The 14,806-nt window shown below is 50.1% G+C and carries 10 protein-coding genes; 9 read left to right on the forward strand and 1 reads right to left on the reverse strand.

The features are described 5' to 3' along the window. Positions 1–8: 8 nt before the first annotated feature. The 7 genes from ACJJIZ_RS20720 (at position 9) to ACJJIZ_RS20750 (ending at position 9,031) form a co-directional block, all read left to right on the forward strand. Positions 9–1,322, forward strand: coding sequence for an ABC transporter permease (locus tag ACJJIZ_RS20720; RefSeq protein ID WP_444895139.1), 1,314 nt, complete (start codon positions 9–11; stop codon positions 1,320–1,322). A gap of 9 nt (positions 1,323–1,331) precedes the next feature. After that, positions 1,332–2,540 (forward strand): ABC transporter permease, encoded by a 1,209-nt coding sequence (locus ACJJIZ_RS20725; protein ID WP_444914714.1) that lies wholly within the window; start codon positions 1,332–1,334, stop codon positions 2,538–2,540. Positions 2,541–2,674: 134 nt separating this feature from the next. Next, positions 2,675–3,214: a nuclear transport factor 2 family protein gene (locus ACJJIZ_RS20730; RefSeq protein ID WP_444914715.1), complete on the forward strand. Its 540-nt coding sequence runs from the start codon at positions 2,675–2,677 to the stop codon at positions 3,212–3,214. Positions 3,215–3,316: 102 nt separating this feature from the next. Further along, on the forward strand, positions 3,317–4,669 hold the full coding sequence (locus ACJJIZ_RS20735; RefSeq protein WP_444914716.1) for a sigma-54-dependent transcriptional regulator: 1,353 nt from the start codon (positions 3,317–3,319) through the stop codon (positions 4,667–4,669). Further along, the gene (locus ACJJIZ_RS20740; protein WP_444895143.1) at positions 4,669–5,997 is read left to right on the forward strand and encodes a sensor histidine kinase; all 1,329 of its coding nucleotides are present in this window, start codon (positions 4,669–4,671) and stop codon (positions 5,995–5,997) included. The genes ACJJIZ_RS20735 and ACJJIZ_RS20740 overlap by 1 nt, the downstream gene beginning before the upstream one ends. Before the next feature lie 280 nt (positions 5,998–6,277). After that, entirely contained in the window at positions 6,278–8,590 is a 2,313-nt protein-coding gene (locus ACJJIZ_RS20745; protein WP_444895144.1) for an immune inhibitor A domain-containing protein, read from the forward strand. A gap of 156 nt (positions 8,591–8,746) precedes the next feature. Further along, positions 8,747–9,031 (forward strand): hypothetical protein, encoded by a 285-nt coding sequence (locus tag ACJJIZ_RS20750; protein ID WP_444895145.1) that lies wholly within the window; start codon positions 8,747–8,749, stop codon positions 9,029–9,031. On the opposite strand, the gene ACJJIZ_RS20755 is transcribed toward ACJJIZ_RS20750, so the two are convergent. Beyond that, the gene (locus ACJJIZ_RS20755; protein ID WP_444914717.1) at positions 9,028–9,990 is read right to left on the reverse strand and encodes an AraC family transcriptional regulator; all 963 of its coding nucleotides are present in this window, start codon (positions 9,988–9,990) and stop codon (positions 9,028–9,030) included. The genes ACJJIZ_RS20750 and ACJJIZ_RS20755 overlap by 4 nt on opposite strands. Positions 9,991–10,370: 380 nt before the next feature. On the opposite strand from ACJJIZ_RS20755, the gene ACJJIZ_RS20760 reads away from it, so the two are divergent. After that, complete coding sequence (locus ACJJIZ_RS20760) at positions 10,371–11,513, forward strand: efflux RND transporter periplasmic adaptor subunit (protein ID WP_282934203.1); 1,143 nt, start codon at positions 10,371–10,373, stop codon at positions 11,511–11,513. Positions 11,514–11,612: 99 nt separating this feature from the next. Continuing rightward, positions 11,613–14,804 carry an efflux RND transporter permease subunit gene (locus ACJJIZ_RS20765; protein ID WP_282934204.1) on the forward strand — a complete coding sequence of 1,064 codons (3,192 nt, stop codon included), beginning with the start codon at positions 11,613–11,615 and terminating at the stop codon, positions 14,802–14,804. Positions 14,805–14,806: the final 2 nt, after the last annotated feature.

Below are 14,806 nucleotides of genomic sequence, written 5' to 3' on the forward strand. Positions count from 1 at the left end.
ACTGCACCATGTTTGGATATTATATTTCCCTGGCCCTACGAAGTTTGCGCGGAACCCCGATTTTAAGCAGCTTAATGGTTGCCGCTATTGCAGTCGGTGTCGGCGCCTCTATGACGGTGCTGACCCTGAACTACACCATGTCCCAGAATGCTTTAAAGCACAAAGACGACGTTCTCTTTGCTGTACAGCTAGACAGTTGGGATGTTAATAAAGCTTACAAAAGTAAGAATGAAATACCCTGGCAGCTGACCTATCGGGACGCCGAAGCGTTATTGCGCTCAGATATTCCCACCCGTCAAGTTGCCATGCATCGCTACGGTTTTACCGTTGAGATTGAAAACTCTGCTATTAGACCTTTTGAATCACATACCCGGGTAACTACCCGGGACTTTTTCGCTTTGTTCGATGTGCCCTTTATTTATGGCGGCACCTGGGAGGAGTCTGCTGATAGCTCTCCTACTCAAGTAGTTGTGCTTTCCAAGCCGACAAATGACAAGCTTTTCTCTGGTCAAAATAGCGTTGGAAAGACAATAAAACTCAACGACGAACCCTATACGGTAGTGGGTGTTATCGACACTTGGGAGCCCTCACCAAAGGTATATGATGTCAACAACAGCCCGTTTGATACAGTAGAAGAGTTATTCATACCCTTTGGCTTACACCGCAAGTTGGAAATTCACAGCTGGGGCAACACCAATGGCTGGGACAATGCCGATCCGCAGGGATATGAAGAGTTTCTACAGAGTGAATATCTCTGGGTTCAATACTGGGTTGAACTTACAACTAGCGAGCAAAAAGCGCAGTATGAAAATTTTCTTCGCGCTTATATACAGCAAGAGAAAGCTCAAGGGCGTTTCGAGCGACCACTAAAATTTGCCTTGAGTAAACCATCTGAATGGTTGGTTCTCAATGAGGTACTCAGTGATGACAACCGTATTCTTGGGTGGGTTTCTCTGGCGTTTCTCCTGGTATGTATTATCAATGCCGTTGCATTATTGTTGGCAAAATTTCTACGCAAAGCACCAGAAGCTGGTGTACGTCGCGCCTTGGGAGCAAGTAGAAGTGCGATTTTCACCCAGCACTTAATTGAAAGCGCAACCATAGGAATCATCGGCGGAGTAGCAGGTATTTTTCTCGCCATACTCGGCCTTAGCGGCATTCGCTACCTGGCCATGGGCCAAATCGACACACTCCCAACTATGGATTGGGTCATGATGGTTGCGGCTATTGGCCTGGCTATTGTCGCAAGCCTATTGGCAGGTTTCTATCCAGCATTGAAGATCAGTCAAACCAACCCTTCTATCTACCTGAAAACCCAGTAAGGCCTGACCATGCTTGAAATAAAACCGATGCTGTCCGCCCTCTGGCGCAACAAAGTTTCTGCACTGCTAATTGCCCTTCAGCTTGGCTTAACCCTGGCAATTATCAGCAACACAACAATAATAATCCAAGATAGAGTAGAAAAGATAAACCGGCCCACAGGAATCGATGTCGACAACATTATTACTATTGGGTTCATGGCAATACCAAAAGACTACGACACAATTGGGGCGGTACGAGCCGATTTGGGGATTCTCCGTCAACTTCCAAATGTTGTCGATGCTTCGATCACTCAACAAATCCCTCTATCGCAATCAGGATCGTCTTCGGTATATCACAATAAAGCCAATCAGGAAATCGGCGGAGAAGGAGCCAACTACTATCAAGTTGATCCACACTTTATTAACACCCTCAATTTAAAGTTAGTCGCAGGTCGTAACTTTACCGAGGCCGATATGCAGGCCAGCAACTCTCACGAGGCTACAAAAAAACCTGTTGTCATTATCACCCAGCAACTTGCTGACAAGTTCTACCCCAATCAGGATCCTATAGGGCGGCCAATTTTCTCCGGTGGTAGCTCTGAACCGATGGAAATAGTCGGAGTTGTAGAGCGGCATCTGGGAGCCTGGGTTGGATGGTCCAAAGCTGGCAATGTGATGTTTTACCCAGAAATAAAAAATAGGCGTTATGCAAAATATATAGTGCGTACTGAACCGGGCAAACGCGATGAAGTAATGAAGGTGTTAGCTGACAAGCTTTCTGAACGAGACCCTCAGCGAGTAATCTCTGTCGAACCACTCTCCAAGTATGTCAAGCGCAGCTATGCTATCGACAATATGATGGTTAAAGTACTTTCTATTGTTGCAGCCATGTTGAGCTTTATTGTAGCTCTTGGCATTGTAGGTCTAACCATTTTCTGGATTAATCAAAGGGCCAAGCAGATTGGTGTTAGACGTGCATTAGGCGCTACCCGTACCAATATCAGCCGGTATTTCCTTATAGAGAATGGAATGATAGCGAGCCTGGGTATCGCGGTGGGAAGTGCAGCGGCACTGATTGCCAATCAATATATGGTTCGCGATTACTCACAGCCTACTTTAACAATTGTACCTCTAGTTATTTGTGCGCTACTGGTTCTCTTAGTCAGCCTTGTAGCTGCACTTGCTCCAGCACTACGAGCAGCCAATATATCGCCGGCGACAGCCACCCGAAGTATTTAAACAACAACCTTTAGGGGGTGAGCTAATTGCTCACTCCCAAGATAAGGTAAAAGTTTTCCTCATTCATTTTCATGGTTTATCTGCCACATTCGGTCGACATACCCCCCAGTAAAAAAACAATAAGGACATTGATCTTGTTTAAAAAAATATCTTCTTTATTTTTTGTGGGGCTAACCTTCATCAGCCCAAACTTACAAGCTGAAAAACATCCGGTTATTGCTGGCCCACTAGTAACTGAAGAACTTGTACAACAAATTACTAGAGCCGACCAACGCTTATTTGATGCATTATTCAATAATTGTAATCTAAGAGAAGCACAAAACCTGGTGACCGATGACTTTGAAATGTACCATGACAAGTGGGGTCAAACAGCAAAGTCTGGAGAAGAGTTTGTCAAGGCCATTACCAATATGTGTAAACAGCGTGAAAATGGAAGTGGTATTCGTGCACGTCGTGAATTGGTAATCGAGAGCACTAAAATCTACCCAGTCAACCATTATGGCGCTATTCAATCTGGCACCCATCGATTTTACGGCATCAATGACGACAAATCTGAAGTCTTACGGGAAACTTCTCAGTTCACTCATCTCTGGAAACAGGTAGATGGAGAGTGGCTGCTAGCGAGGGTGCTCAGCTTCGACCACAAACCTGCCGAGCAACATATCGGCCACTAGCTCTTCCAGATCTATTTGTGGCAGAGAAAACCTGCCACAAGCATTCCCCCTCGCCATCAACACATTGCATAATAGGCGTCTTAATAGCGTGTCTTAGAAACTATGGACAAAGTACTTATTATTGATGACAACAGCAGTATCGTTTCCGCCCTGGAGATCCTGTTGTCCCTGCATGACTTGCAGCCACTTTGTGCGATTACTCCTCAAGCCGGACTACAACTGCTACGAGAGAACAGCGATGTCAGCCTGGTTATCCAGGATATGAATTTCACCGCTGATACAACCTCTGGACAAGAGGGAAAAGAACTCTTCTTTGCGATTCGGGAAATAAGTCCGGACTTACCAATTATCCTTCTGACCGCTTGGACCCAACTGGAAATGGCTGTCGAGCTAGTTAGAGCTGGTGCAGCTGATTATCTGGGTAAGCCCTGGGATGACAATAAACTAATATCCACAATTAACAATTTATTGGAGCTGGGAGAACTACAAAAGCGCCAGCAGGCATCCCAGCAACAAGCTTTGAATGCTCGCAGCCAATTACGGGAGGACTTTTTACTACAAGGCATAATTTACCGCAGCGATAAAATGCAAAAGCTTTTGGAGATGGCCACTCAAGTGGCGAAATCTGAAGTTCCCATCCTGATCACAGGGCCAAATGGGGCAGGCAAAGAGAAGATTGCAGAGATTGTCCAGGCGAATTCTTCATCGAGAGAAGGGCCTTTTATTAAAGTTAACGTAGGTGCACTGCCAGAAGATCTGATGGAAGCAGAGCTGTTCGGAGCCGAACCTGGAGCCTATACCGGCGCCAGCAATCGGGCACGGGAGGGTAGATTTGAGGCCGCCGATGGCGGCACCCTGTTCCTCGATGAAATTGGCGAGCTATCACCCAGTGGTCAGGTGAAACTACTGCGTGTACTACAAACCGGGGAATTCCAGCGTTTAGGCAGCAGCCAAACCCGCAAAACTAAAGTTCGGGTAATCAGTGCTACCAATAGAGATCTCCACAAGGCTATCGAGGAAGGCAAGTTTCGCCAGGATTTATTTTATCGACTCAATGTTATAGAACTGCGCCTCCCACCACTGCATGAGCGCCCTGAGGACATCCCTCCCCTTGCGATAAGCTTCCTCGCGGAAAGTGGCAATTCAAAAAAGCTATCTCCTCAAGCGTTAAACGCCCTTACTCGCTATCATTGGCCCGGCAATGTGCGGGAACTGCAAAATGTTATGCAGCGAGCAGCCGTCCTAAGCCAGGAGGATACTATCGATGAAGCCGTCCTGGCACTTCCTGAGCAAATGCCAACCGATAAAGTGGAAGTGAGTTTTGAGCCCAGCCGCGAGTTGCTACAAGAGACACTATCCAACTGCAATGGCATTATTGCCCAGGCTGCACGAGAACTCGGTATGAGCCGCCAAGCACTATACCGTCGTCTGGAAAAACACGGTATACCCTATTGATGTCGAAATATTTTTCACTAGAAGGCCGCCTTATTGCAACAACGGCCATTCCCTTAATCGCCGGTATTACCATATCCTGGCTCGGTACTCGGGCTGGTTTTAGCCCATCACTCGCCTGGTCAGCGGGACTTATCATTTCATTGCCGTTATTAATTGTACTGGTTCGCCTTATAATTGCCCCCCTAACTAGCACCCTGAAATCATTACAAAACGGCCTGCTAAATTTCCGTGACGGCGATTTCTCAATCTCCCTAGTACACCCCAAGGATAGTGAACTCCGACAAATAACAATTCTCTATAACGAGATAGGGGAACACTTACGCAAGGAACGTGCCCATATTTATCAACGGGAACTCCTTTTGGATACGGTTATCCAAACATCACCCCAAGCTCTTCTACTGGTGGATCAAAACGATCGTATTATTTATTCAAACAGTAGTGCCAAGCAACTTCTTAACAATGGAAGGCCAATACAAGGACTACTTTTACAGAAGCTTTTATCCAAGAGTCCCAAAGAAATTGCCAGCGCCATTAACAGTTGGAAGAATGGACTGTTTAATTATGCCGATATCAACGGTCCCCACTCCATGCATATCGGAAACAGTACTTTTGTTTTAAACACACAAAAACACCGACTAATAGTTTTACGCGAAATGACCCGTGAGCTAACTCGTGCAGAAGTAGAAGTTTGGAAAAAAGTTATCCGTTTGATCAGCCATGAGCTGAATAACTCTCTAGCCCCAATTTCATCACTCGCGCATTCTGGAAAAATGCTGGTAACAAAACCTGGAAAAGAACAGGCTTTGGAGAAGGTTTTCGATATTATTGCAGACCGCTGTAAACACCTGACAGAGTTCACTCAGGGATACGCCTCTTTTGCCAAACTACCAGCTCCAAGCTATGAGACTATTAGCTGGCAGGAGCTAGTCAACCGCATAATGCCAATTCAAGCTTTTTCCCTTAAGGGAAGCCTGCCAGATGAACCCGGTTACTTTGACCCCATCCAAATAGAGCAAGCCCTACTAAATCTAATTAAGAATTCACGAGAAGCTGGTAGCGATAGCAAAGATATTGAACTTGAAGTTAGTACCGACAGTTTTGGACAGAAGCTAGTACTTTCCGACCGAGGCTGCGGGATGAGTGAGAAAGTACTTGAGCAGGCACTACTCCCCTTCTTCTCAACAAAAGAGCAAGGCGTGGGCTTGGGATTAGCTCTATGTAGAGAAATCATTGATGCGCATGATGGACATATTCAGCTTTTGAATCGCCCTAATGGAGGCTTACAGATTTGCCTTTGGATGCCCTGGAAAACCAAAACACATAAGTGAGCAACACCCTACATTATTAACCCCCTATTATTGATAAGCTAATGAGTTTTTACTTTTAAAAAACACTATAAAATCACGTAAAAGTAATACTAAGGTGTAAAATTACTCCGCCTCCCCACAAAAATATTGCGGCCAACTCCTACAAAAACGTCATTCCTTTGTAGCTGACAATAAAAAAACCAAGCTACCAAAGTTCGAAACCTGACTACCATAAAAAATTCTAATTGAGTCAGGCTTCAAATCTAGCTTTAATTTATCTCGAAACGCACAAGAAGGGACTATGTTAAAAATAAATAGTTTGCTCTCCGCCAGCACACTTGCACTGAGCCTGATGGCAGCCAATGCCCAGGCGATTAATTCACATCAAAAAGGTGGTGATCAAGTTGACTTGGTCATTGCCAATGAAGCCAAATTAATTGATATGCTCAAGCGCTCTGGGCGCATCAGCCAAGATGCCTCTATTGCAGAAGCTGAACGCACTTTAAGGGCTTACTTAAAAGAGCGGGCCACCCATAGCATTAATGGGGCTCAAGATCTTTCCAGCGATACCGTAACGATGATGCGCGATGCCCGTGGAAAACATCACCCCCGGCTTAAAAGGGGCAAAGGCTCCCTTCACCGCAACCATGGCAGCCGCCACCCTAGAAATATTCAACTAGAGAGCTACGACGGTGAAGCCCAAACTGCACGGGTTCTCGCTATTTTGATGGAGTTCCCCGATTTTCCCCATAACAGCATCGAGCCCGGGGAGAGTGATATGTACTATGCGGATTACGCCGCTGAACATTACGCTGACTTACTTTTCTCCCAAAACGGCTTTGAAGGCCCCAGTGGGGAAAACATGCTATCCATGCAACAGTTTTACTGGCAGCAATCCGGTAACAGCTACTCAGTGGAAGGCTCTGTAGCAGGTTGGTATATGGCCAGCCAACCAGCAGCTTTTTACGGCAATAACACTGATGGTGATGCTCGCTCCCTAATTCGTGAGGCCCTGGAAGCTGCAGCTGCCGACCCCACAGTAAACCTGTCAGATTTTGATATTGAAGACCGTTACGACTTGGATGGTGATGGCGATTTTTGGGAAGCAGATGGTTTGGTAGACCACATCATGATCTTCCACTCCTCGGTTGGTGAAGAAGCAGGTGGCGGGCAACTGGGTGAAGACGCCATTTGGTCTCACCGTTGGAACCTTGGCAGCGTCTATTCACTTGAAGGAACTACTGCGGAGGTAGATTACTGGGGCGGCACTATGGCTGCTTATGATTACACCATTCAGCCGGCGGACGCCGCTGCAGGGGTTGTCAGCCATGAATATGGCCATGATTTGGGCTTGCCCGATGAATACGATACCGATGGTAGCGGTCGCGGTGAACCCGTCTCCTCCTGGTCCATTATGTCCAGTGGTAGCTGGGCCGGTATTATTCCGGGTTCAGAGCCCACCGGCTTCTCTGCCTATGCCAAGGAATACCTGCAACACAACCATGGTGGGAACTGGCTTCATGGTGAAACTATTGCACTAGATGAAATTCCTCGCCGCGGTATCGAGTTGCTACTCGATGAAGCGGTTAATAAGGGGACCAATAACGATGCAGTCCGAATTGACCTACCAGCAAAACAAGAAATAGTTACCGAACCCAGCAGTGGAGAATACGCTTACTTCAGCGGTAGCGGCAACAACCTGCAAAACTCTATGACAATATCTGTTGATCTGAGCAATGCAGAAACAGCAAGCCTCTCTTTCAAAGCTTGGTACGACATTGAGCTGGATTGGGATTACGCCGCGATCATGGTAGATTCCGGTGATGGCTTTGTCTCCATTCCTGGTTCAGTAACTACAGATACCAACCCCAACGGCACCAACCCAGGTAATGGTATTACTGGTAGCTCCGAGGGCTGGATTGACGTTGCATTCGATCTAAGCGCTTACGCCGGGCAAGAAATTAGCCTTTCACTTACCTATATTACTGATGGCGCCGTAGCGAATTCAGGTCTTTTTGCCGATGACATCAGCATCGAAATTGATGACACAACATTCCTTTTCGATGATGCTGAAACTGATGGCAACTTTAGCCTTGCAGGCTTTAGCCGAAACCCAGGCTATCTTGAGCACGATCACTACTACTTACTCGAATGGCGTACTCATCGCGGCGTTGATGCCGGATTGGCACATGTGAATGTAGCCGGCGAGATGCTCACTTTCACAGAAGGCCTCTTGGTTTGGTACGTAGATTCCAGCTACGATAATAACTGGGTTGGCGTACACCCAGGAAATGGCTTCCTCGGAGTTGTTGATGCCGACCAAAATGTATTGAGATGGAGTGATGATTCCGTTGCCAGTACCCGCTATCAGGTTCACGATGCCACATTTAACATCGAAAGAGCCGACGACATGGTTCTGGATTTACTCGAGGACTACGGCATACTCTTAAGTGACACTCACAACCGCCGCTACCCACTGTTTAATGACACCCGGAGCTATAGCAGCGAAGAAATACCAGATGCCGGCCGCGCTATCACACCTTACGGCTTAAAGGTTCGGGTCGTATCTCGCAGCGGAGATAAATCTGTAGCTAAAATACGCGTAACCAAGTAAAGAAGTAAAAACAGACGGCGCCTACATGGCGCCGTCTCCAATTTAACAAATAGAATAAGATTACAGCTTAAAACAAAGCCTTTAATTTGAGCAAAACTCCCTTCTCCAGCTAACCTGAATGCCAGAAACTTATTTTCATCATTCAGGCGTTCATTTATGGAAAAGCCTCTAGACAACTCCCGTCGCCACTTTCTTAAGCTTTCAGGAACATCGCTACTTTTAATTCCTGCCACATTTATTTCAACACCCTCAGCTCAGGCCCAAATCAAAGCGCAAAAAGACAAGGTAAATTACCAGGATACTCCCAAGGATGGGAAAAAGTGCGTGGACTGTCAGCTGTTTGAGCCCCCCAATGCCTGCCTGGTTGTGGAGGGCGATATCAGTCCCGAAGGGTGGTGTAGCTTATTTGTTTTGAAGCAGGGCAACCCAGTTTCAAATTAAGCTGGGACCCGTTGTTCACCGCGCAATTTAATCACGTCCGCGCGGGGCGGAAGACCAAACATGCGGCTGTATTCACGACTGAAATGAGAGGGGCTCTCATAGCCAACCCGATAGCTGGCGGAGGCCGCTTCCAGCCCCTCGGTCAACATTAGGCGCCGCGCCTCATGTAAGCGCAGCTTTTTCTGGAACTGCAACGGAGACATGCGGGTGATCTGCTTAAAGCTGTGATATAGGGATGACTCACTCATATTGGCCTGGTCGGCCAAGTCACTGATACGCAGCGGCTCTGAGAAGCGGTCTTTCAGCACTTCAATCACCCGGGATACCCGGTTCGCCTGGCTATCTACCATGGCAAACTTACGCATCCGCGCGCCGATCTCCCCCATCAGGGCGCGATAGATAATCTCACGCCGGGCCAGTGGCGCCAGTATCGGGACATCATTAGGGCTATCCAGCAAGGAGACCAGCCGGTTTAGCGCATCGAGCATACCGTAATCCATTTTAGTCAGGCACAGGCCGCAGCTGACTTCGGGACAGTCGTAGCCAGCCTCCACACCCGGCGCCTTATCACCCAGCTCCATAACCAGGTCTGCCACCTCTTGCGGATCGATCGTTATCTTTACGCCGAGAAACGGAGTATCCAGGGAAGCGTCTTCAACACGTCCCAGGATCGGTAAGTGCACTGAGGTTGCCACATAGCTCAGCGGCATATAGGAAATTTCCCGGTCTCCCAGCTCCAAGGTCTTGCGGCCTTGAATAATAAAATTCAGGGACGGTGTATACACCGATGCCGCACAGGCTCCCGGCTCGTTGCAGCGAATCAGGGAGAGGCCACCCAGTACTGTTTCATTTAATCCCTGTTCCGGTGCCTGACGCATCAGGGAGGCAATCAGTTTCTGCCGTATCGACTCCATATCCATGGCGACAGAGTTGAATTCCGCTCTTTTTTCAATGCTCATATGCTCCCCTTGTGCCCGCTAACAATTCCACGACTCAACACGAAGTGGCACAGAGTATACGGAGTTTTAGGCAATTTCCGTGCAGTTTTGCAGGATTGGGCAATTACTGTGCAGTAATAGGTAACCATAATCGATTAATAGCCCTACAGTCGCTGTAATATCTTAATCACTTTTTGTGATAACTAGTTATATATCCAGTTCTTTACACGCCCACCAGAATGTGATCTTTCTAACCCAAAAGCACGCCTTAAGTAGAAATAGGCAATCAATTAACAGTTCCCGAATACCGCAACCAACTTGGCCACCGCTAGAGTTACGCCCTTACTGGGAGAAGCACCCAATAGCCCTTCCCCCTCCGTAGCAAAGGGAGTACACGCGTAATGGTAAGAAAATTAACGACGGTTTTATTCGGCGTATCTGCACTGGTACTCGCCGGCTGCAACAGTGACGCACCCAGCGGTCAACAACCGCCTCCCCCAGCCGTGGAGGTCGCCCAGGTATCTGCAGGAAATACGACATTGTGGCGCAGCTTTACCGGCCGTGTGGCAGCCCCAGAAACCGTTGAACTGCGCCCACGGGTTAGCGGCTATATCGACAAGGTTTCATTTGCCGAGGGAACTCTGGTCAAACAGGGCGATGTCCTATTCACCATTGACCCCCGCCCTTACCAAGCTCGCGAACGCGCCGCCCGCGCAGACCTGGCTCGGGTTCGCAGCGACCTCTCCTATAGCGAGAAGCAAGCCGGCCGGGCAAAACAGCTACTCAACAGCAAAGCCATCTCCCGCGAGGAATACGATCGGCGTATCGCTTCGCGAGATTCGGCCCGAGCGGCCCTCAGCGCCGCCGAGGCAGCGCTGGAAAATGCCCAGTTGGACCTTCAATACACTGAAGTTAAAGCACCAATAAGTGGCCGAGTAAGCCGCGCCCTGGTTACTCAAGGCAATCTCGCCAATGCCGACAGCACCCTGCTGACAACGCTGGTCTCTGTCGACCCAATGTACGTGTATTTCGAAAGTGACGAACAGACTTTTGCTAAGGGCCGCGACTTACTTAATAGCGGGCAAAAACCTGCTGTGCGCGTAGGTCTCGCCGGTGAGCAGGGCTATCCACACAGTGGAGAGTTGGACTTTATTGATAACCGCTTGAACAGCCATACCGGCACTATTCAGTTCCGCGCTGTGGTTAACAACAGGGACGGCTTTTTCAGACCAGGGCAATTTGCCCGGGTGGAAATGCCAATTGAAGAGGTTTCACAGGCAGTTTTAATCAATAGCAAAGCGGTTCTTACCGATCAGGACCGCCGGTATGTTTACATCGTCAACGACAGTAATGTCACCGAAAAGCGCCCCGTGGTCGCTGGCCAACGCCAAGGTGACCTCGTTGTTATCCGCAGCGGCCTGGAGCCCGGCGAGAAAATTGTGGTGAATGGCCTGCAAAAGATTTTCTTCCCGGGCATGCCCGTCGCACCGGAAATGGTGGCCATGCAGGAGCAGGTAAAGGCGACCCAAGTCGCCGGCCACTAAACAAAGAGCAAAGGGCTTGCCGAAGTGAGCCCATACATTCAGCTAATCCTATCAATGGAATCCGAGCGGCTGACTAAGTCGCTCTCGGAGTAGCAGTATATGAATTTTTCCCGTTTCTTTGTCGACAGACCGATATTTGCATCCGTGTTGTCGATCATTATTTTCGTCGTCGGCCTGATCAGTATTCCCTCACTGCCGGTCAGCGAATATCCCGAAGTTGTGCCCCCCAGCGTGCAAGTAAGTGCTCGCTATCCTGGCGCTAACCCTAAGACGATCTCAGAAACTGTAGCCACGCCGCTGGAAGAAGCGATTAACGGCGTGGAAAATATGATCTACATGAAGTCAGTGGCTGGTAGTGACGGCACCCTGACTTTGAACGTGACCTTTGAGTTGGGCACCGACCCGGACCAAGCCCAGGTACAGGTGCAAAACCGGGTGTCCCAGGCCCTGCCGCGCCTACCCGAAGATGTCCGCCTGCAAGGTGTTACTACCCAGAAGCAGTCGCCAAACCTGATGATGGCGGTGCACCTGATTTCACCGGACGACAGCCTCGACGCTACCTATATTCGCAACTACGCCGTACTGCATATTCGCGATGAGCTATCGCGCATTCCCGGCGTGGGTCTCGCCGCCGTATTCGGTTCCGGTGACTACGCCATGCGCCTGTGGGTGGACCCGCAGAAAGCCGCCGCCGTAGGCATTACTGCTGCCGATATTGTCAGTGCCGTGCGCGAGCAGAACGTACAGGTTTCCGCTGGCCAGATCGGCGCCTCCCCCATGCCGAACGGCTCCGACTTCCTGATTTCCATTAACGCCAAAGGCCGCCTGGAAAGTGAAGAGGAGTTTGGCGATGTTGTACTCAAGACCGGCAATAATGGTGAGATCACACGCCTGAGAGATGTGGCCCGTGTAGAGCTGGCCTCTTCCCAGGACTCCCTGCGCGCCCTGCTCAACGGCCGCCAGGCTGTCGCCATCCCTATTTTCCAATCCCCCGGCTCCAACTCATTGGAAGTTTCTGCGGCGGTACGGGAGAAAATGGCTGAACTGGATGACCAGTTCCCGGAAGGACTCAAATGGGAAGTCGCTTACGACCCCACGGTTTTTGTTAGCACCTCCATCAGCTCAGTGATCAAGACCCTACTGGAAGCCGTGCTGCTCGTGGTTCTGGTGGTTATCCTGTTCCTGCAAACCTGGCGCGCCTCACTGATCCCGCTGTTGGCCGTGCCGGTATCTATTGTCGGCACCTTTGCGGTGCTGTTGATGTTGGGTTTCTCAATCAACACCCTAACCCTGTTCGCCATGGTGCTGGCCATCGGTATTGTGGTGGATGACGCCATTGTGGTGGTGGAAAACGTCGAGCGGAATATCGAGGAGGGACTGACGCCTTTAGCCGCTGCCCACCAGGCCATGCGCGAGGTGAGCGGTCCGATTGTCGCGATCAGCCTGGTGCTCTGCGCGGTGTTTGTGCCCATGGCATTCCTGGACGGCATCACCGGCCAGTTCTACCGCCAGTTTGCCACCACTATTGCCATCGCCACCATTATCTCCGCGATCAACTCTCTGACTCTATCTCCGGCTCTGGCAGCAACTCTGTTGAAGCCTCACGGCGCCAAACCGGATATGCCCGCGCGGATTATTGAGCGTTTGTTCGGCTGGATATTCCGCCCGTTCAACCGCTTCTTCCAGCGCAATTCCGAGCGTTACCAGCGGATCGTTGGTGGTAGCCTCAAGCGTCGCGGTATCGTATTTGGTGTTTACCTGATATTGCTCGGCGGTACTTTCGCCCTGTTCCAACAGGTCCCCGGCGGCTTTATTCCGGTTCAGGATAAGACTTACCTGGTGGGTAGTATCCGCCTGCCGGAAGGTGCCTCCCTGGATCGCACCGAGGAAGTTGCTCGCCGCGTGAGTGAATTGGCCCTGGAAACAGAAGGTGTTGCCAACGCCGCGGCCTTTGTCGGCTTCAATGCCCTGCAAGGTACCAACACTCCCAACGTGGGCACGGTATTTATCCTGTTCGACGATTTCGATGAACGTGAGCGCAGTGCCCAGGAAATCGCTGCGGAGCTAAATGGCAAGATCTCACAGATCAAGGAAGGCTTTGCCATGACCTTTATGCCGCCGCCCATCTTCGGTCTGGGTGCCGGCTCCGGCTACTCCCTCTATGTTCAGGACCGTCGCGGTGCCGGCTACGGTGAGTTGCAAAACGCCACCAATATGTTGGCTGGCGCCCTGAGCCAAGCCAGCGGCCTCAGCTACCCCTTCAGCTCCTACCAGGCCAATGTGCCGCAGATGGACGCGGAAGTGGATCGACTACAGGCCAAGGCTCAAGGTGTGCGCATGGACGACTTGTTCGGCACCCTGCAGCTCTACTTCGGCTCTATGTATATCAACGACTTCAACCTTTTCGGCCGCACCTACCAGGTCGTTGCCCAGGCTGATGCACCCTTCCGCGATGAAGTGCAGGATCTCGATAATCTCTACACTCGCAATATGAATGGGGAGATGGTGCCCATCAGCACCATGGTGACCCTGCGCCAGAGTTACGGACCCGATCCGGTGATCCGCTACAACGGCTATCCCGCAGCCGATCTGATGGGGCAGTCCGATCCCAGCATGTTGTCTTCTTCCGAGGCACTGGCAGCGGTTGAGCAGGTTGCCAGCCAAGCCCTGCCACCGGGCATGCAAATCCAGTGGACCGACCTCAGCTTCCAGCAGGTCAACCAGGGCAATGCCGCTATGGTGGTTTTCCCTCTCGCAGTACTACTGGTATTCCTGGTACTGGCCGCCCTCTATGAAAGCTGGGTAATGCCACTGGCGGTAATCCTGATCGTGCCCATGTGTCTGCTGGCTGCACTATTTGGTGTCTGGGCTACTGGCGGCGACAACAATGTATTTGTTCAAGTCGGGCTGGTTGTACTGATGGGGCTCGCTTGTAAGAACGCTATTTTAATCGTGGAATTTGCTCGCGAACTGGAAATGGAAGGCAAAGGCACTGTCGAGGCTGCACTGGAAGCCTGCCGCCTGCGTCTGCGCCCGATCATTATGACCTCAGTCGCCTTTATTGCCGGTGTTGTTCCACTGGTATTGGCCGGCGGCGCTGGCGCTGAGGTGCGCAATGCCATGGGCATTACCGTATTTACCGGCATGATCGGTGTAACCCTGTTTGGCCTGTTCCTCACTCCGGTATTTTATGTTGCCCTGCGCAAGATTGCCGGCGGTAAACTATCAGCTGCCCGCACTACAGATAGCCAGGAGAGTAACTTACCTCTGGAGCAAGTGGCTAACACTTAACC

The sequence above is a fragment of the Microbulbifer maximicatervae (SeqCode) genome, assembly GCF_052467225.1.

Excerpts from the sequence above, each read along its gene's own strand:
- ACJJIZ_RS20725 (WP_444914714.1), top strand. The coding sequence starts at position 1,332 with ATGCTTGAAATAAAACCGATGCTGTCCGCCCTCTGGCGCAACAAAGTT.
- ACJJIZ_RS20720 (WP_444895139.1), top strand. The coding sequence starts at position 9 with ATGTTTGGATATTATATTTCCCTGGCCCTACGAAGTTTGCGCGGAACC.
- ACJJIZ_RS20735 (WP_444914716.1), top strand. The coding sequence starts at position 3,317 with ATGGACAAAGTACTTATTATTGATGACAACAGCAGTATCGTTTCCGCC.
- ACJJIZ_RS20760 (WP_282934203.1), top strand. The coding sequence starts at position 10,371 with ATGGTAAGAAAATTAACGACGGTTTTATTCGGCGTATCTGCACTGGTA.
- ACJJIZ_RS20745 (WP_444895144.1), top strand. The coding sequence starts at position 6,278 with ATGTTAAAAATAAATAGTTTGCTCTCCGCCAGCACACTTGCACTGAGC.
- ACJJIZ_RS20750 (WP_444895145.1), top strand. The coding sequence starts at position 8,747 with ATGGAAAAGCCTCTAGACAACTCCCGTCGCCACTTTCTTAAGCTTTCA.
- ACJJIZ_RS20765 (WP_282934204.1), top strand. The coding sequence starts at position 11,613 with ATGAATTTTTCCCGTTTCTTTGTCGACAGACCGATATTTGCATCCGTG.
- ACJJIZ_RS20740 (WP_444895143.1), top strand. The coding sequence starts at position 4,669 with ATGTCGAAATATTTTTCACTAGAAGGCCGCCTTATTGCAACAACGGCC.
- ACJJIZ_RS20755 (WP_444914717.1), bottom strand. The coding sequence starts at position 9,990 with ATGAGCATTGAAAAAAGAGCGGAATTCAACTCTGTCGCCATGGATATG.